This window comes from Ruegeria sp. BG5 (assembly GCF_056538425.1).
The window spans coordinates 386,656-403,379 of sequence record NZ_JBQFTC010000001.1 but is presented as its reverse complement, the minus strand read 5'-3'; the positions used below and the strand labels follow the sequence as shown (position 1 = coordinate 403,379).

The 16,724-nt window shown below is 56.7% G+C and carries 18 protein-coding genes and 1 pseudogene; 12 read left to right on the top strand and 7 right to left on the bottom strand.

Annotated elements, in window-relative coordinates; all coding sequences use genetic code 11:
* Window position 1 precedes the first annotated feature (1 nt).
* The 4 genes from ACR0KX_RS01900 to ACR0KX_RS01885 are packed head-to-tail and all read left to right on the top strand — an operon-like array spanning window position 2 to window position 4,124.
* Window positions 2-583 (top strand): VOC family protein, encoded by a 582-nt coding sequence (locus ACR0KX_RS01900; RefSeq protein WP_170528642.1) that lies wholly within the window; start codon window positions 2-4, stop codon window positions 581-583.
* A gap of 28 nt (window positions 584-611) precedes the next feature.
* Entirely contained in the window at window positions 612-2,369 is a 1,758-nt protein-coding gene (locus tag ACR0KX_RS01895) for an FAD-dependent oxidoreductase (RefSeq protein WP_170528644.1), read from the top strand.
* Window positions 2,370-2,422: 53 nt separating this feature from the next.
* A complete protein-coding gene (locus ACR0KX_RS01890; protein ID WP_480627385.1) occupies window positions 2,423-3,292 on the top strand; it encodes an intradiol ring-cleavage dioxygenase in 870 nt (289 codons plus the stop codon).
* A 1-nt stretch (window position 3,293) separates the two neighbouring features.
* The gene (locus ACR0KX_RS01885; RefSeq protein WP_170353296.1) at window positions 3,294-4,124 is read left to right on the top strand and encodes a 3-oxoadipate:acetyl-CoA acetyltransferase; all 831 of its coding nucleotides are present in this window, start codon (window positions 3,294-3,296) and stop codon (window positions 4,122-4,124) included.
* A gap of 455 nt (window positions 4,125-4,579) precedes the next feature.
* Here the strand turns inward: ACR0KX_RS01885 and ACR0KX_RS01880 are convergent, their stop codons facing one another.
* Entirely contained in the window at window positions 4,580-5,500 is a 921-nt protein-coding gene (locus ACR0KX_RS01880) for a LysR family transcriptional regulator (protein WP_170623101.1), read from the bottom strand.
* Between the two features lie 115 nt (window positions 5,501-5,615).
* On the opposite strand from ACR0KX_RS01880, the gene ACR0KX_RS01875 reads away from it, so the two are divergent.
* The 4 genes and pseudogenes from ACR0KX_RS01875 to ACR0KX_RS01860 all read left to right on the top strand — a co-directional run bounded on the left by ACR0KX_RS01875 (window position 5,616) and on the right by ACR0KX_RS01860 (window position 8,133).
* Window positions 5,616-6,197: a glutathione S-transferase family protein gene (locus ACR0KX_RS01875; protein ID WP_170623099.1), complete on the top strand. Its 582-nt coding sequence runs from the start codon at window positions 5,616-5,618 to the stop codon at window positions 6,195-6,197.
* On the top strand, window positions 6,197-7,126 hold the full coding sequence (locus ACR0KX_RS01870; protein WP_480707788.1) for a DMT family transporter: 930 nt from the start codon (window positions 6,197-6,199) through the stop codon (window positions 7,124-7,126). Before ACR0KX_RS01875 ends, ACR0KX_RS01870 begins: the two co-directional genes overlap by 1 nt.
* Window positions 7,127-7,165: 39 nt before the next feature.
* Window positions 7,166-7,543, top strand: a complete 378-nt coding sequence (locus ACR0KX_RS01865; protein ID WP_170623095.1) for a nuclear transport factor 2 family protein — start codon at window positions 7,166-7,168, stop codon at window positions 7,541-7,543.
* Window positions 7,544-7,636: 93 nt separating this feature from the next.
* Window positions 7,637-8,133, top strand: a pseudogene (locus tag ACR0KX_RS01860) (DUF6653 family protein).
* Window positions 8,134-8,200: 67 nt separating this feature from the next.
* Here ACR0KX_RS01860 and ACR0KX_RS01855 read toward each other — a convergent pair.
* The gene (locus ACR0KX_RS01855) at window positions 8,201-8,800 is read right to left on the bottom strand and encodes an HdeD family acid-resistance protein (protein ID WP_170623094.1); all 600 of its coding nucleotides are present in this window, start codon (window positions 8,798-8,800) and stop codon (window positions 8,201-8,203) included.
* A gap of 20 nt (window positions 8,801-8,820) precedes the next feature.
* Window positions 8,821-9,132, bottom strand: coding sequence for a hypothetical protein (locus tag ACR0KX_RS01850; RefSeq protein ID WP_170451072.1), 312 nt, complete (start codon window positions 9,130-9,132; stop codon window positions 8,821-8,823).
* A gap of 163 nt (window positions 9,133-9,295) precedes the next feature.
* Here ACR0KX_RS01850 and ACR0KX_RS01845 point away from each other — a divergent pair, with 163 nt between their 5' ends.
* Both ACR0KX_RS01845 and ACR0KX_RS01840 read left to right on the top strand, forming a co-directional pair.
* Complete coding sequence (locus tag ACR0KX_RS01845) at window positions 9,296-10,888, top strand: hypothetical protein (protein WP_170623092.1); 1,593 nt, start codon at window positions 9,296-9,298, stop codon at window positions 10,886-10,888.
* Window positions 10,889-10,985: 97 nt separating this feature from the next.
* Window positions 10,986-11,216: a hypothetical protein gene (locus ACR0KX_RS01840; protein WP_170565561.1), complete on the top strand. Its 231-nt coding sequence runs from the start codon at window positions 10,986-10,988 to the stop codon at window positions 11,214-11,216.
* A gap of 299 nt (window positions 11,217-11,515) precedes the next feature.
* On the opposite strand, the gene ACR0KX_RS01835 is transcribed toward ACR0KX_RS01840, so the two are convergent.
* Both ACR0KX_RS01835 and ACR0KX_RS01830 read right to left on the bottom strand, forming a co-directional pair.
* Window positions 11,516-12,304 carry a VOC family protein gene (locus tag ACR0KX_RS01835; RefSeq protein ID WP_170623090.1) on the bottom strand — a complete coding sequence of 263 codons (789 nt, stop codon included), beginning with the start codon at window positions 12,302-12,304 and terminating at the stop codon, window positions 11,516-11,518.
* Between the two features lie 365 nt (window positions 12,305-12,669).
* Window positions 12,670-13,095 (bottom strand): VOC family protein, encoded by a 426-nt coding sequence (locus tag ACR0KX_RS01830; RefSeq protein ID WP_170511118.1) that lies wholly within the window; start codon window positions 13,093-13,095, stop codon window positions 12,670-12,672.
* 104 nt (window positions 13,096-13,199) lie between these two features.
* Between ACR0KX_RS01830 and ACR0KX_RS01825 the strand changes: the two genes are divergently transcribed.
* A complete protein-coding gene (locus ACR0KX_RS01825; RefSeq protein WP_480627387.1) occupies window positions 13,200-13,793 on the top strand; it encodes a TetR/AcrR family transcriptional regulator in 594 nt (197 codons plus the stop codon).
* A gap of 144 nt (window positions 13,794-13,937) precedes the next feature.
* Here ACR0KX_RS01825 and ACR0KX_RS01820 read toward each other — a convergent pair whose 3' ends face one another.
* Together ACR0KX_RS01820 and ACR0KX_RS01815 are read right to left on the bottom strand one after the other, a co-directional pair.
* Window positions 13,938-14,750 carry an SDR family oxidoreductase gene (locus tag ACR0KX_RS01820; RefSeq protein WP_170623086.1) on the bottom strand — a complete coding sequence of 271 codons (813 nt, stop codon included), beginning with the start codon at window positions 14,748-14,750 and terminating at the stop codon, window positions 13,938-13,940.
* Window positions 14,751-14,762: 12 nt separating this feature from the next.
* Entirely contained in the window at window positions 14,763-15,620 is an 858-nt protein-coding gene (locus tag ACR0KX_RS01815; protein WP_480627388.1) for an SDR family oxidoreductase, read from the bottom strand.
* A gap of 174 nt (window positions 15,621-15,794) precedes the next feature.
* Between ACR0KX_RS01815 and ACR0KX_RS01810 the strand changes: the two genes are divergently transcribed.
* Window positions 15,795-16,685 (top strand): AraC family transcriptional regulator, encoded by an 891-nt coding sequence (locus ACR0KX_RS01810; protein WP_170623084.1) that lies wholly within the window; start codon window positions 15,795-15,797, stop codon window positions 16,683-16,685.
* The last annotated feature ends 39 nt before the right edge of the window (window positions 16,686-16,724 follow it).

Sequence of the window (16,724 nt, the reverse complement as noted above, 5' to 3'; positions counted from 1 at the left end):
CATGAAAACAATCGCGTTGACGGTCGCGGCCGCAGCACTTGGAACTGGCGCACTTGCTGGCAGCTCCCTGCCGGGAATGACGGGCACAGACCACGTGGGATTTACTGTCCCGAGCGTTGATGAGGCTGTCACCTTCTTTCAGGACGTGATCGGATGCAATGTGTTCTACCCGTTGGGACCGTTCTCGGGCGGTGACAGCACCTGGATGGCGGAGCATCTGAACGTCGATGCCAAAGCCGAAATCCCGACGATGCGCCTGGTGCGCTGTGGCGACGGCGCCAATTTCGAAATCTTCGAATATACGGCGCCCGATCAGGATACGAAGCTACCGCGCAACTCGGATATCGGCGGGCATCACATCGCGTTCTACACCACCGATATGGAAGGTGCCGTCAGCTATTTGCAGGACAAGGGCATTCAGGTCCTCGGCAACCCGACAACCATGACCGACGGCCCAAGTGCTGGCGAGACCTGGGTCTATTTCCTCGCCCCCTGGGGCATGCAGCTTGAACTGGTCACCTACCCGGACGGCAAAGCCTATGAGGCCGAATATGACGGCCGCCTTTGGGATCCGCGGTCCTGAGACATTCAAAGAACAAGGGAGAGAGCTTATGGCCACCATTACAACGGATGTCCTGATCATCGGGACCGGCCCGGCGGGGTCTGCAACGGCGGCTTTGCTGTCCAGCTATGGCGTCGAGAACATGGTCATCAACCGCTATCGCTGGCTGGCCAATACGCCGCGGGCACATATCACCAATCAGCGCACGATGGAGGTGCTGCGCGACCTTGGTCACGAGGTCGAGGCCGAAGCCTACATGCACGCGGCGCATCAGGACCTGATGGGCGAGAACGTGTTCTGCGAAAGCCTTGCCGGTGAAGAAATTGGGCGCATGAAAAGCTGGGGCAACCATCCCCTGTCCAAGGCCGAACACCTGTTGTCCAGCCCGACCATGATGAACGACCTACCGCAGACGTTCATGGAGCCGATCCTGTTCGGCACGGCCTGTCGCCGCGGCACGCAGGCGCGCATGAGCACTGAATACTTGCGTCATGAGCAAGACGCAGATGGAGTGACGACGACGTGCCTTGATCGGTTGTCGGGTGAAGAGATCACCATCCGGTCGAAGTACCTTGTCGGTGCGGACGGGGGCAATTCTCTGGTCGCCGAACATGAGGGGCTACCGTTTGAAGGCCAGATGGGTGTCGGTGGTTCGATGAACATCCTGTTCCGCGCGGATCTCAGCAAATACGTCGCGCATCGCCCATCGGTTCTCTACTGGGTGATGCAACCCGGCGCAAATGTGGGTGGCATCGGCATGGGTCTGGTCCGCATGGTCCGCCCGTGGAACGAATGGCTCATTGTCTGGGGCTATGACATCAATCAACCAGCCCCCGAAGTTGATGAGGCGATGGCCACGCAAGTAGCACGGCAATTGGTTGGCGATCCCGAGCTTGAGATCGAACTGATCAGTGCCAACACCTGGACCGTCAACAACATGTACGCGACCCATATGCAGAAGGATCGCGTGTTCATTATGGGTGACGCGGCACACCGACACCCACCATCCAACGGGCTCGGGTCGAACACGTCGATCCAGGACAGCTTTAACCTCGCGTGGAAGCTGGCGGCCGTATTGAAAGGTCATGCTGGAAAACGCTTGTTGGACAGCTACAGCGAGGAACGCGCACCGGTGGCAAAGCAGATCGTCACGCGGGCCAACCAGTCGATTGGTGAATTCGGACCGATCTTCGAAGCGCTTGGCATGGCCGAAGGGGTCGACCCGCAGGTCATGCAAAGCAACCTTGAGGCAAGGACCGGGTCAACGCCGGAAGCTGCGGCGCAAAGACAGGCAATCCGCGAGGCCATTGCCTTCAAGAAATATGAATTCGACGCCCACGGTGTCGAAATGAATCAACGTTACGATTCCCGCGCAATTGAAACAGATGGCCAACCGAACCCCGGTTTCTATCAGGACGCCGAACTCCACTTCCAGCCGACGACTTGGCCCGGCGCGCGTATTCCACATGTCTGGGTGTTTGATCATGATACAGGGAACAAGCATTCAACTCTGGATTTGTGTGGTCGCGGAGAATTCACCGTGCTGACCGGAATTGGTGGCGAGGCCTGGGTAGCAGCGGCCGAGACCGTCTCAAATGAGCTGGGAATGCCCATTCGCTGTCACGTCATCGGCCCGCGCCAGACCTATGTTGACCACACCGGGGATTGGGCGCGCGCATCGGAAATTTCGGATACGGGCTGTTTGCTGGTCCGTCCTGATCAACACATCGCTTGGCGCTCGACCGATATGGTTGAGGATGCCGAAGCCGAACTGCGTCGCGCTCTGACCACAGTCCTTTCGCGATAAACAGAAACGGATCAGGTTTTACAGGTTAGGAGATCACAATGGACTCGCATGAGATGGGATACTTCACCGAGGAAAACTCGGCCGAGGTGGTTGCGGCCCGCAACAAAAATGCGGAAAGCGAAAGGCTTAAAGAGGTGATGGAGGTGATCACCCGCAAGCTTCATGAAGCGGTTAAAGAAATCGAACCGACGCAGCAGGAATGGTTCGAAGCCATCATGTTCCTCACCAAGATTGGTCATATGTGCGACGACTGGAGGCAAGAGTTCATACTTTTGTCCGATGTTTTGGGCGTGTCGATGTTGGTGGATGCTGTAAATTCCCGCCGCCCCTCTGGTGCTTCGGAGAACACTGTGTTGGGCCCATTTCACGTCGGCGATGCCCCTGAATATGCAATGGGCCACAACATATGCCTCGACCAGAAGGGCGAAGATATGGTGGTGCGGGGGCGCGTGACAGATGTTGATGGCAACGCGCTGGAAGGCGTCAAAATCGACGTCTGGCAGGCAAACGACGAAGGGTTCTATGACGTTCAGCAAAAAGGCATCCAACCCGACTTTAACCTGCGCGGTGTTTTTAGAACGGGACCGGACGGAAAATACTGGTTCCGCGCTGTCAGGCCCAAACATTATTCTATTCCTGACGATGGCCCCGTCGGAGATTTGTTGAACCGGTTGGGTCGCCATCCGTTTCGCCCGGCCCATTTGCACTACATTGTGTCAAAGGATGGGTATGACGAACTGACAACCCACATTTTTGACCCCGAGGACAAATATCTCCATTCGGATTCCGTTTTTGGTGTCAAAGAAAGTCTGATTGCCGAGTTCAACCGCGTCGATGACCCGGTACGCTCCGAGCAAGTTGGCTTCGACGGTCCGTATTGGGATGTCGAATTTGATTTCGTCCTGGCACCCCAAGAGGTGTGACATGGGCGAGCCGTGCATCATTTGCGTCGCGATAACCGGGTCTTTGCCCACAAAGGCCAATAACCCGGCCGTGCCAATAACCGTCGAAGAACAAATCGAAAGCACCCAGCAAGCGTTCGAAGCGGGGGCAACCATCTGCCACGCACATGTGCGCAATGAAGACGAAACGCCGTCAAGCGATCCTGACAAATTCGCAAGATTGAAAGAGGGGTTGGAGAAACACTGCCCCGGCATGATCATTCAGTTTTCGACAGGCGGGCGGTCCGGTGCGGGCAAGACGCGGGGTGGCATGTTGCCATTGCGGCCGGATATGGCCTCCTTGTCGGTGGGGTCGAACAACTTTCCAACGCGCGTGTATGAAAACCCGCCTGATCTGGTCGACTGGTTGGCGGCGGAAATGGTGACCTATGGCGTCAAGCCTGAGATCGAAGCCTTCGATCTGAGTCACATTCTGAAGGCGGCTGACATGCATCGGAAAGGGCAAATCAAAGATACGCCTTATGTGCAATTTGTCATGGGTGTCCAAAACGCGATGCCGGCAGACCGTGAGATTTTTGATTTCTATGTAAAAACTGTCAATAGACTATTCCCTGGCGCCCCCTGGTGCGCCGCCGGGATTGGGGCGCAACAGATTGTTTTGAACGAATGGGCAATTTCGTCCGGAGGCCATGCACGAACGGGTCTGGAAGACAATGTGCGTCTGGACAAAAAAACTTTGGCCTCATCGAACGCCGCATTGGTCGAACGCACGTCGGATATCTGCGTTCAGTACGGCCGACCAGTCGCAACACCTACGCAGGCACGAGCGATACTCGGTTTGTCGTCCAGGTGAAAATTGACGAGGTCAGCGTTTAGCTGACTGCCGCCATCCAGTGCAAGAATCGGAGGACTGCAAGGTCCACTGTACAGACGTCTATCGCTACCGAGATCAAGCAGGTGCAGCGAACGGCAGCAATGCGAACTGCGAATGCAGCATTTGAAAACAGTCCTCAAGGGCAGCTCTGGGACCTTACTAACCATAACAAATGGCGGCAAAACGTGGTTCACGCCCGTTCGTGCGTCGCGCAGAATCGGTCAAGATGGGCTCAAGCGCTGACTTTGGAGCAGACGCAGCAATTGACCCTGCCCCGCTTGCCACGACCCAACCACGGCCCGATCCAGCCGTTCACGAACGTGTCCGACGCTGCACTACAGCATTCCCCGAAGAAGACATTGCCGGACTGCCCCGCACTTTGGGTGTTCTTGGTCGTTCCAAGTTTATTGTTTGAGTATCATCGGCCCTTGTCCCTAAAGCGGACCTGCATCCATATCCCAATAAGGTGCGTCGTGCCCGATGCGTTCAACGACGAAATCCAAAAACGCGCGAACTTTCGCTGGCATGTGCTTTCGTTCGGGGAAGACTGCGTACAGCGCCTGTTCAGGCAGGCGATATTCGGGCAGCACCCTGACCAGACGGCCACTGGTCAAGTGGGCTCCTGCAATAAAGGTCGGCAGGCGACCGATACCAAGACCGTCAAGCAGCACGGTGCAAAGGGCTTCACTGTTGTTCACGCGCAGAACACCGGATGTCTGAACGCGCACGTCACCCGCGGGCCCGGCTAAGCGCCATTCCGAAGGGTCGCGCGAATAGGCGTAGTGAAGGCAGGAATGCGCCAGAAGATCCTCGGGTGTTTCTGGCGTTCCGAACTTCGCAAGATAGACCGGCGAGGCGACGATCACGCTGTGGATCGGGGCGAGTTTGCGTGCGATCAGGGCCGAGTTCGGCAACGTTCCGGCGCGTAAGGCCACGTCGATGCCCCCTTCGACGAGATCGACAAATTTGTCATCCATTGTCAGATCAATTCTAATCCCCGGATATTGCCTGAGGAATGCAGCAATCAGAGGCGCAACATGCAGTTGACCAAAGGACATGGGTGTACTGAGCCTTAGTATTCCAACCGGTTGCCCCTGCAACGCCGCAACTGCGTCTTCGGCGTCCTGCGCTGCGCCAAGCGCCTGCTCCGCGTGGGCCAGATAGATTTCTCCCGCCTCGGTAAGGGAAATGGACCGCGTCGACCGATGAAAAAGCTGCGTTCCCAGATGTGCCTCCAGTACACCGATCCGCTTGCTGACTGCTGATTTTGTAAGACCCAGATGCCGCGCGGCGGCTGCGAACCCGCCACGGTCCGCCACGGCAACAAAGACGGGGATTGCGCCAATTTCAGTCATGTTTTGCGATCCTTTGGGCGAATTATTCTCACCTATAAGTTTCAAATTCACACGATTATCATCAAATAGAAAGCCTAATAGTTATCTGCATGTCCTGTTAACGCCGAAGGCTGCCATGCCCAAGATGCTTATCAACGGAGTTCTGCGTGACAGACCGCTCGCCTCGGACGGTCGTTTTCACCGCCTGCAAAGCCCATTCACGAGCCACATCAGCGTGCAACCGGGCGCCCCGTTTCCTAACACGCCCGGCCGGTACCACCTTTACCTGTCCAAAGCCTGCCCCTGGTGTCATGGCGTCGATCTGATTCTAACTTTGAAAGGCTTACGCAATGCGTTCAGCATCACATGGATGGACCCGGTCATGTCGGAAAACGGCTGGGTCATCGACCAGACGCTATTCGACGACCAAAGCGGTGTAAAACGCACCCGCTTCCTTTACGAAGTCTGTCAGAGTGCCAAGCCGGATTACACGGGTCCGATCAGCGTGCCTGTGCTACTGGACAAGGTTACGGGCCGGATCGTCAGCACCGAATCGGCCGAGATCATGGGATTGCCGAGCGTGGCCAACACTGTGGACATGGCCCATATCCGTCAGCATTACTTCCGCAGCCATCGGCACATCAACCCCAGCGGAATTATCCCGATCGGCCCGGCTTCTCTGCGCACAGCCGATGTGCCGGAAATGGGGGCCGCGTGATGCCTGATATAGTCAGAAGATCCCGTGTATCAGCGCTGATCATGGCCATCGGCGTCCTGGTGGGGGTCAGTTTCACTTTGTCCAAATTCGTCTCGATGGCGGGAATATCTGCTCTGACCGCTTTGTTCTGGCAGGTTTTGCTGGCAAGCATCGCGCTGTTGGCGTTGTGTTTGCTGCCGAAGAAGCGGGTGGCGCTCGACACGCGGCACATCCCCTATTATGTCGGTGCCGGAGTTTTCGGTGTCAGCGGCCCCGCTGTGATCGGGTTTCTGGTGCTGGAGCACGTGAGCCTTGGGTTCTATTCCGCCCTTGTCACGCTGTCACCGCTGTTTACCTTTGCGATAACGGCACTGATCGCGCGCAGGACGCTGCCGTTGCACCGCCTGATTGGTATTCTGATCGGCCTTGCAGGGGTCAGCCTTGCCACCATGGGTGGATTTGACCTGTCGGGTGTCGAGCCGGCGTGGATTGCCTTGTCGCTTTTGGGGCCCTTGTTTCTGGCCTGCGGCAACGTCTTTCGCAGCTATGCCTACCCGCCCGGCGGCGATCCGTTGGGGCTGGCGACCGGAACGCTTCTGTCACAGCTGGTGCTGATTTCCGCCCTGTTACTGGGACGCGGCAGCACAATCAGCGACGTCTCGGTGCCCCCTGCCCTGCTTGGCGCAATCTTAGGCATCGGATCCATCACCGCGCTCTGCTATGCGCTGACCTTCGAAGTACAGCGGCGCACGGATGGCGTTGGGTTCGCGCAGGTCGGCTATTTTGCCACGCTTTCCGGCATCGCAATCGGGGCAATTGTCTTTCGGGAACCTCTTGGCCTCGGACTGCTTGGGTCCCTCGCAATCCTGTTCCTTGGGCTAGCCGTCACCAACAGCCACCTGAAACTCCCGCCGATCCTGCACCGACGTTCACAGGCCAACCAGACTTAGACCCACCGAAAACTTTCAAACAGAAAAGGAAACCAAAACATGCAAATCACGGCCCCCACCACAGCGGCTCACGCACCCCGGATCGCGTCCCTTTATTCAGCGGTTGACGCGCTCGACGAAGCCGGCGTTGTCGAGCATGTCACCGAAGACGTGCAATTCCAGCTTGGCAATTTCGAACAGATTGACGGGCGCATAGCCGTGCAAGCCGCGAACGCGGAATTCTTTGCCACGATCCAGGGTATGCAACATACCATCACCGGCATCTGGTCCAGCGGCGATACCGCGTTCTGCGACGGCACCGTTCACTACACGCGCAAGGACCAAAGCACACACGACGTGCGCTTTGCTGCACGGTTCAACTTTCGCGAGGACAGGATCGCGGATTACCGGGTGTATGTGGATATCTCGGGTCTTTGACCCGCATGGTCAGGGCGGCGCGCGTTGCCTGCCGCTCTGGCCGACGCGGGCAGAAACGGCCATAATTGCGATCCAGCTTCGGAAGAGGGTTCGATGACCGATCGCAGCATTCTGGAACAGCTCATGACGATGTCCGACGACGTCTGGGACCGGCACACCAACCCTTGGAGCGGCTGGAGCCGCCTGAGCATCCCGCCCCTGTTCGTTCTGGCCGTCTGGAGCCGGGTTTGGCTGGGCTGGTGGTGCCTTGTTCCGGTCGTTGTTGTTGTATTCTGGACATGGTGGAACCCCGCGCCTTCCGCAAAACGGGCAATCCGGAAAACTGGATGTCCAAAGGTGTACTTGGGGAACGGATCTGGCTTGCGCGCGCGAAATCGCCGATCCCTGCAAGGCACCGCCGGATGACTCTTATTCTGGCCGCAGTCAGCGCGGTCGGAATCGGCCCCTTGGTCTGGGGGCTTTGGCAGCTTCAATTCTGGCCGACGCTTCTGGGGTTGCTGCTGGTTATGGGTGGGAAGCTGTGGTTTCTGGACCGCATGGTCTGGCTGTTTGAAGACACTCGGGCAGCAAGCACCTGGCAAGGAAAATAGCAGCGCTGTGAAAACGGAAAGCAGGAGCATCAAATGCCCCTGTCATTCCGGGTCTGCCAGGACACGCTTAAGCTTGTGGACCCCCATGCGCCGAGGACCGCTGCGACAGCCCCAAAGACATCAGGGACACACCGGCGAAAATCAGGTTCAGGCCGGCAAGAACCCCCAGCAGAACAAGGGATGAGCCATTGACGATACCGGTCAGGATCAGGCCGCCAAGCAGGATGGCCATCGCGCCGGACGCAATCATCAGCGCCATACGCCGCTCCTGACGCGACCGAATGGCAATTACGATCCGTAACACGCCTTCAGCCAGAAAGATCGTGCCAAGCGCAAGGGTCAGTGCCAGAACGCCGCCGAATGGATCAAGCATCAGGACAAGACCCGCAAGCACGTTCAGAATACCGATGGCCAACAGCCAGAAGAACCCTTTCCACGCCTTTTCCGCAAATGCCTGAATCGCCGCAACAATGCCTCCAACCAGCAGGGCCGCGCCGATAAAGGCTTCGACAGCGAGCGTGGACATCAGCGGGAAGGCTACGGCGCACAGCCCTACACAGAGCATGGCGACGCCGAGCACAATCAGCCAGACCGGTCGAGGCTGCCAACCGGCGACCTCTTCCATGAGCGCGGGTTTCGGCACGGTTTCATTAACTGAATCAGTCATGTCGACCTCCAGGATCAGGGTCAGGCGACCGACTTGTCGAGATGATCGCGATAGGCGGCAACGGCGGCGTGCAAGGCTTCCCAATGGTTCTTCGCCTGATCATGCGCGTCCGTCACAGCGTCTTCGCCTTCTTTCTGGATGCGATCGGCAAGGTCAGTGACCTTGTCTTTTGCTTCCTGCAGATCGGATTGCAGCTTTGTCACCTGCTCCTGGGTCCACTTGTCGGTCGCGTCGCCCGCGTCCTTGACCTTCTGTTCGAACGATTTCAGCTCGTCCTCGACACGGGTATAGTCGTCTTTGGCTTTCTGTACGAATTCGGAAAATGTTGTCATGGTTCAGTCCTTTCATGGGTCATATGTTTTCTGGGCCCGTTTGAGCGCCATGACCCGGACCCTCACAGATCCCGATCCTGCGTCCGAGTGAGTCACGGTTAAACCACCGCGTTGTCTTGTGACGCGGGCCGTCATCAGACAAAGTTGAGCGACGGAGGGAAACATGCTTGCCGAAGTAAGCTCTGCCATAGATCCGCGCGCTATTCAGGAGCAGCTAAAGCGCATCCTGGACAGTCCGCATTTCGCGGACACCACGCGCCTGAATCGCTTTCTGTCGCATATTGTCAACGAGGCGCTGGCCGGCCGGTCCGAGGCGCTGAAAGGCTACGCAATCGGCATTGACGTGTTCGACAAGTCCGAGGATTTCGACCCAACAATCGACACGATCGTCCGGGTTCAGGCCAACAAAATGCGCAGTCGGCTGGATCTCTACTACGCACAGGAAGGGCGCGAAGACCCGGTGAGGATCCACATTCCCAAAGGTTCTTACGCCCCGGTGTTTGAGATCGCATTTGATCCCGAACGCCGGGCGGATACCAGCCCGCCCCAAGCAACAACAAGCCGGATTGCAGTGGCGGTGATGCCCTTTGACAACCTGAGCGGAGACCCGTCGCAGGAATATCTGGCCGATGGGTTTACCGAGGAAATCATCTCGGCCATCGCCCGGTTTCGCGAGGTGAGCGTGCTGTCCCGGCACGTCACCTTTCGCTTTCGCGGCCGCGGCCGCGATCCGCGCGCGGTCGGAAGCGAACTCGACGTCCAATATCTGGTCGAAGGCAGCGTGCGACATTGGGACAACAAGCTGCGCGTCACCGCCCAGCTTATTGACGCGGAAACCGGCCAACAGGTTTCTGCGGACACTTATGACCGCGACCTGAGCGCGGACAGCCTATTTGAAATTCAGGACGATATCGCCGCCCGGATCGCCACGGAAATCGCGGAACCCCACGGAGTGATCCATCGAACAGGTGCAGTGCAGCGCAGGGCACAGACGCACACGCTGGATGCCTATCAGTGCAGGTTGCTGGCCACCGAATACTGGCGTGAACCCACGGTTAAAAAACACAAGAAGGTCCGCGACCTGCTGGAGCGCGCCGTTGAGATTGATCCCGAATATGCCGGCGCCTGGGGGATGCTCGCGATTGTCTACGGCGACGAAGTGCGCGGCGGGTTCAATTTTCGCACGTCCCCCCCGCCCTTTGATCGCGCGCTGGAGGCCGCACAGCGGTCGGTCGCTCTGGATCCGCTGAACGCAACCGGCCAGCACGCGTTGTTTTTGACCCATTTTCATCGTGGAGAGTTCGAAAGCTTTGAAGAAGCGGCCGCTAAAGCATTGCGGGCCAATCCGAATTATCCAGACATGTTGGCCGATCTGGCGGCCTGCTTTGCGTTGCGCGGCGATCTTGAACAGGCCGCGAGACTGAGCGCCCGCGCGATCGAGCTGAGCCCCAACCCGCCCGGCTGGTACCACGCAAGCACGTTCCTGATCTGTTTCATGAAAGATGATTACAGCGGCGCGCGTTCAGCGGCGCGCAAAGTCGGTGGTGGCATGTGGAATGGTTCTGAAGTGCTTGAGCTTATGTGCATCCCTTACACGGAACCGGACGCCGACCTGGATTCAACCCTGTTGGCCCTGAAGACCAACATTCCCGATGTTGACCGTTTTATCCAGACGCTCTACGCGATCTGGCATGTGCCATCTGACATCTCACAGAAAATGACTGAGGCGCTGCGCGCAACCGGGGCGCTGGACTGAGGTCCGGCCGTCAGGAATTTAACGGTGACTCACTCTGCCCGTTCGACCACTGTGCGTAGGCTGGTCCTGACATCGCAAACAGACCCGGAACCAACCAATGCTAACTCTGCCTCAGCGCCTTGATCTGATGAAACTTGCGACGGATATCGCAAAAACCAAGGCCAGCTGGTCCGAAGAAAAGCCGACCAAACTGGAAGAGGAAATCCTATCCATTTATGAGAGGCTCAGGCCAAGTGTCGAAAGCGGCAGCGCCTTTGAGAACACCAGCATGTCTGATGTGAAAACCGCCGTTGACGTCGCCTCGACCATCGACGGATTTCTGGAATAGCCGGTCCTTGTTTTCAAGGCCAAACAATGCCGTTTCGCATCAGGATGTTGCGTGCTCACAATTCTAACAACTATCAAGTGCAATCGCCCCGACCCGAACCTCAAGTATGGTTCTCGCACACTTCGCTAGCAGCGCGCTTTCCTGCCTTCGCTGCGATTGTGAAAACTGGCGCTAAATGTATTATCTCTAACGGGGCAAAGTGGAATTGGGTTACACTTGTACTAAAGTCAGATTTGAGATTTTTGACCCACTTGAGGATGCCGTTATAGACAATAGACTGCGAACCTTTCGACCGAGCATCAATTCTGGACGACACAGCACAATGCCCCAGTTGCATCGCATACCAAACCTTTCTCAAAAGTGTTTTTATTATTCTGATGACGAGCAAGCACGGAACCTGGGCCTGAGTTGATCTTGCTCAGCGCGTTTTCGAGAAAGTCGACGCGAACACCCGGCGCCCACGCCACGTTATTGTTGGGAACTGCAGGTTCCGCTGCACATATCGCCAACACTTCGTCTTTTAGACTAATTGGTCTCTGTGACGAAGGTACGTTTCTAGCAGGTGAGAGATTCCATCCGAACATTTGGTGGTACAAGTTGTCGGGGAATACGCCGCTACGGGATAGGTAGTGTTCATGCGTAAACTGACGAGCGGGGACAGGGTATTCGTGTCGCGAAACTGATACACCGAAGAATGCGCCAAGCGGATCACGTAAGAGGCAGTTCCGACCAACCCCAGGAACTTCAAAGGGAGGTTTCACTACTGATCCTTCAAGCTTGACGGCGAGTTTGGCGGCCTGATCTACGTCTTCGACTTCAACATAAGGAATCCACCCTTCAAAGAGCACCAGATTTTGAGAAACAATCCCGGCCCCTGCCTCTCCATCGAGAGTGGCGAGGACAAAATCTCTGTGGCCGCCGCCCCATGCGAAATCTGTGGCGTGTTCGACAATATAGCTCCAACCTGCCACGCTTTCGTAAAATGACCTGGAAGCTTCCACATCAGGCGTGAAAAGATCGTGCCAGACAATTCGGCCAACTTTTTCTTTTGTCACCGCGACTTCATCCAAACTGCTTCGGTTCGCCATAACTCTCGCTTGCGGTCCAAATATTGATGCAGATCAATTTGCGCGGTTCTGGTCCGTGAAGTCACTTAATTCAGTGGCTACGTTGGCGGTCAGCCATTCTGCAAATTTACCCATATCATCCGTTGCGGGGCGATCCGAAGGCTAGGCGAAGCAATATTTACCAGCGTTAACGGCTTCACTGAAGGGTTGTATCAGGCGGCCGTGTTCGATGTAGCGTTCGAACATGGGCACAGGTAACAAGGCCGCCCCAGTACCAAAGGTGGCCAACTCGGCGAGGGCCACTGATCTGTCCAGAATTGGTCCCTTTACACGCGGGCAAATCGTTCCAACTGCTTCGAACCAACCTGGCCACCCGGCACCCTGAATTACGACGGCACCGCGTCGGCCGCATATTGAGACAGGAATTCCTCTGAGGGCGGGATCTGAGTGATAACATCAATCAGTACCCCGTTTGGATCGCGATAAATCGCATGGCGTTGACCAAACGGCTCGCTCACAAGTGACTTTGCCACCGGAACTCCTTCCGACCGAAGTCGTTCATCCACTTTGTCGACATCCTCGACTTCAAAGTTGAGGATCATACCCTTAGACGCACCGCGGGAAACCTCTGGGATCGTCTCGTGGTTTGACTGGACGACCGCGAGATTGACCGACGGATCCGCTTCACTTTGTAGATGCACATACCAATCCGCCTCGAATGCTGCGCGGAAGCCAAAGTGACGTTTGTAGAACTCTGCCGTTTCAGAAACCGTTTCAGACTGAATGACCGGGTAATATTGTGTGACACGCATTTCTTTATCTCCCTTACTTACATGCAATGTGTATGTATCATAGATTTGCAAATACATGCAAGATGTATGTAAGGTGCTTGTAGTGATATTCGGAGCCGTCAATCTTGCCCCCAGAAAAACCCGCCCGACGCAGCCAGGCAGACCGGCGCGCAGAAACGCGTGCCAAACTCGTAGAGGCTGCCCGAGAACTGTTTGTGAATTCGGGATTTGCCGATACTGCAACCCCAGACATTGTACGTAAGGCCAGCGTAACTCGGGGCGCGCTGTATCATCATTTCAAGGACAAGGCTGACCTTTTCCGCGCCGTCGCAGAAGAGGAGGCCAAAGCGATCTCACACCATATTGACCAAGCAACCCGCAATGTGGCCGATCCCGAACAGGCCATGGTGACAGGATCGAATGCCTTTTTTGAAGCGATGTTGGTTCCAGGTCGGGTGCGCCTCCTGATGGAAGAGGCACCAGCGGTATTAGGGCATAGCGTTGCTGTCGCGTTGACTCGAGCCAATGGAACAGCAGAACTTCGTGAAGGGCTTTCGCGGGCTCGTCCTGAGCATTCACCAGAGCAGATCGATGCTTTGACTAATTTGTTGTCGGCAGCGTTTGATCGCGCCGCTCTTGAGATCGCCTATGGGGGCGACCCAGTGACTTACAAGAAAGCTATGAACCACTTGGTTGGTGAAGTGCTCAAGGGAAAATAGCAGACCTCGGAAGCCCCGCAGTATGGGTCCCTACCCTTTCTTCCGTGAGTTACTCGGCCCATACCGGACTCTCGTCGTGTCAAACGATGCCGCAGCGCAGCTTCCCGAAAGCGGACCTCGCTGTCGCTGCGGTACCGCCAAGCCTTACTCTTTCATCAACTCTTTGATCCCGCCGATAAAGGTCGCGTCGTCCTGTGTCTTGCGCCTGTCGAGCAACTCCACCGCATCCACTCCTGCCCGGTACCTGAGGCGGTCACCGCTGTCATTGGCAGCGTCCCAGATGACGTCTGCAACCGTCTCTGGGGCGGACGGATTAGACGCCAGCTTTCCGAAGACTCGCCCCATGGCTTCGGCCATCGGCGCGTAGTCCGCAAGGTCCTCTTCCATGGCGAAGTCGAATGAACTCCCGCCAAAGTTGGTTTTGATCATGCCGGGTTCGACGATGCGGACATGGATTCCGAGCGGTTCAAGCTCGTAATGTAGTGCTTCCGACAGACCTTCGACCGCGAACTTCGTCCCATGGTAGAGCGTGCCGAGCGGGAATGTGATCTGGCCGCCGATGGATGAGATGTTGATGATCGTGCCTGCGCGGTTTGCACGCATATGCGGCAGTACGGCTTTCGTGACCTCCATCAGTCCAATCACGTTGGTATCGAACTGGCGGCGGATGCGATCCATCGAGAAAGCCTCCAGCGCGCCGTATGCTCCGTAACCCGCATTGTTGAGAAGGACATCGATCTTGCCAAAACGGTCGATGCCGGCGGCGACGGCGTCCGTGATCGAAGCGGGATCGGTGACATCGAGACGCACGACCTGGACGTTGTCTAGTTCGGCAAGGTCGCCTGCGCTGTCGGGGTTGCGCATGGTGGCGACGACATTCCAGCCTTTGGTTTGGAAATGTTTGGCAGTGGCCTCTCCAATGCCCGAGGAGGCGCCGGTGATCAGAATGGTTTTCATGAGGTATCTCCTTCAGGCGTTGAGCTTGAGCATATCTTCGATGCCGAAGTTGGTCATGACAGTGCGGGTGACTTCGTGAAGCACGTGATTGTAGCGCTCGATCTCTGGGCCAACGCCCACGTGATCCACAACGGTACGGAACGGCTTTTGTCCGAAGGGTTTTTCCAGAAGGTCGACAACCGCTTCCGCAATCCGCTCCGGGCGTTGATCGGGTGTCGCCGTTATCATCTCGGCCAAGCCGACTGCGGACATTGCGGGTACCGCTGCGAACTCCCCAAACTGCGCCTCGCGTTCCGGGTCGGCTGGCGCGACCATTCCGTCGAAGAAGGCAGTCGGCATGGCGCCTGGTTCGAAGATGCAGGATTCAATCCCAAACCCAGACAATTCGGTCCGATAGCATTCAACGATCGCTTCCAGTGCCCATTTCGACGCGGAATAGGTTCCATAGAACGGTGTCGCGATCCGGCCGATCAGGCTGGAGGTGTATAGAACCGTCCCCCGCCCCTGCGCCCGCATATGGGGCAACGCCGCGCGCATGACACGCTGCACACCCATGACATTCACATCAAAGACACGTGCCATATCCTCGGGCGACATCAACTCTTGTATCCCGTATGAGCCGATCCCGGCATTGTTGAAAAGGACGTCAATGCCATCGTGATGGGCAATGGCTTCGGCCATCCCACGCTCGGTGCTGGCCGTGTCGGTCACGTCCATTTCGACGATGGACGCCCCCGCCACTTCAAGCTCGGCAACTGTCTCGGCGCTCTTTCCCTCGCGGCTTCGAACACTTCCAGCAACCTGATAGCCTTGTTCAAGAAGCGCGAGCGCAGTCGGCTTTCCAAACCCGCCTGCGATACCGGTGATCATAACCTTTTGGATGTCGGTCTCCTTTGCTGTGTCTTGATCACGTTAGTCGCATCATGCGCTTCATTCTTTTCCGATTGACCAGAATACTTGCCTGATCCTCCAGAAATAGAGATTTCTGTTTTGGTGGGGTGTGTAGTGATGCTATCGAAAGACGTCCTTAGGGAGGCCTTCGACATGACGAGCGAAAATCTGTTATCTCACATCACCGCGCTGCTCGATCAAGCAGGCATCGCTGAAGGTTCATTTCATCATGCGCAGAGCGGCACCCACCTCCTGCGGCATCACGCGACAACCGACTTGAGTGCAACCGTCTATCGACCGCTACTTTGTCTTATCCTGCAAGGCGCAAAGCAGGTCGGGTCCAGCACTCGAACACTCACGGTCGGCGCCGGGCGGTCGCTTATCGTCAGCCATACCTTGCCGGTTGTTTCGCGCATTACAGAGGCCTCCCCCGGGGCGCCCTACACGGCCTTGGTCCTTCCTCTCGAACTCGATCTTCTCAGGTCACTAGCGCCTTCGGTGTCCTCCACCTTGAGTGTGAAGTCCGCTGATCCATTCTCGATCTGTTTGTGTGACACCGATCCAGGTCTGACAGACGCACTTCACCGCTATTTCCTTCAGTGCGAGGAAGGGGAAACGCGGCATCTGTTGGCACCGATTACGTCCCGCGAAATCCATGCAAGACTTTTGATCGGACAACATGCGCAGACCCTGCAAAGGCTTCTCTGGCAAGAGAGCACCGCCAGCCGAATTTTAATGGCAACCCGCGAAATACAGGCAAACCTGTCGGAAACCATCGCTGTCAGAAATCTGGCTGAGAGGATCGGGATGAGCAACTCGGCCTTCTTCGAGCACTTCAAAGCTGTCACAGGAACTTCACCGCTCCAATATCAGAAGGAGCTGCGCTTGTTGAAGGCCAGAGACGACCTAAGAACAAGTCGCGCCAAGATTTCCGAAGTCGCATTCGCTGTGGGCTACGAAAGCTCCGCACAGTTCTCGAGAGAGTATTCGCGCAAGTTCGGCAGAGCGCCCAGGCAAGACCGTGCTCTGGAAGCTGCCGGTTGATGAGCCTCTGACTGGCATTGGCGGCCCAAAGCCGCCATT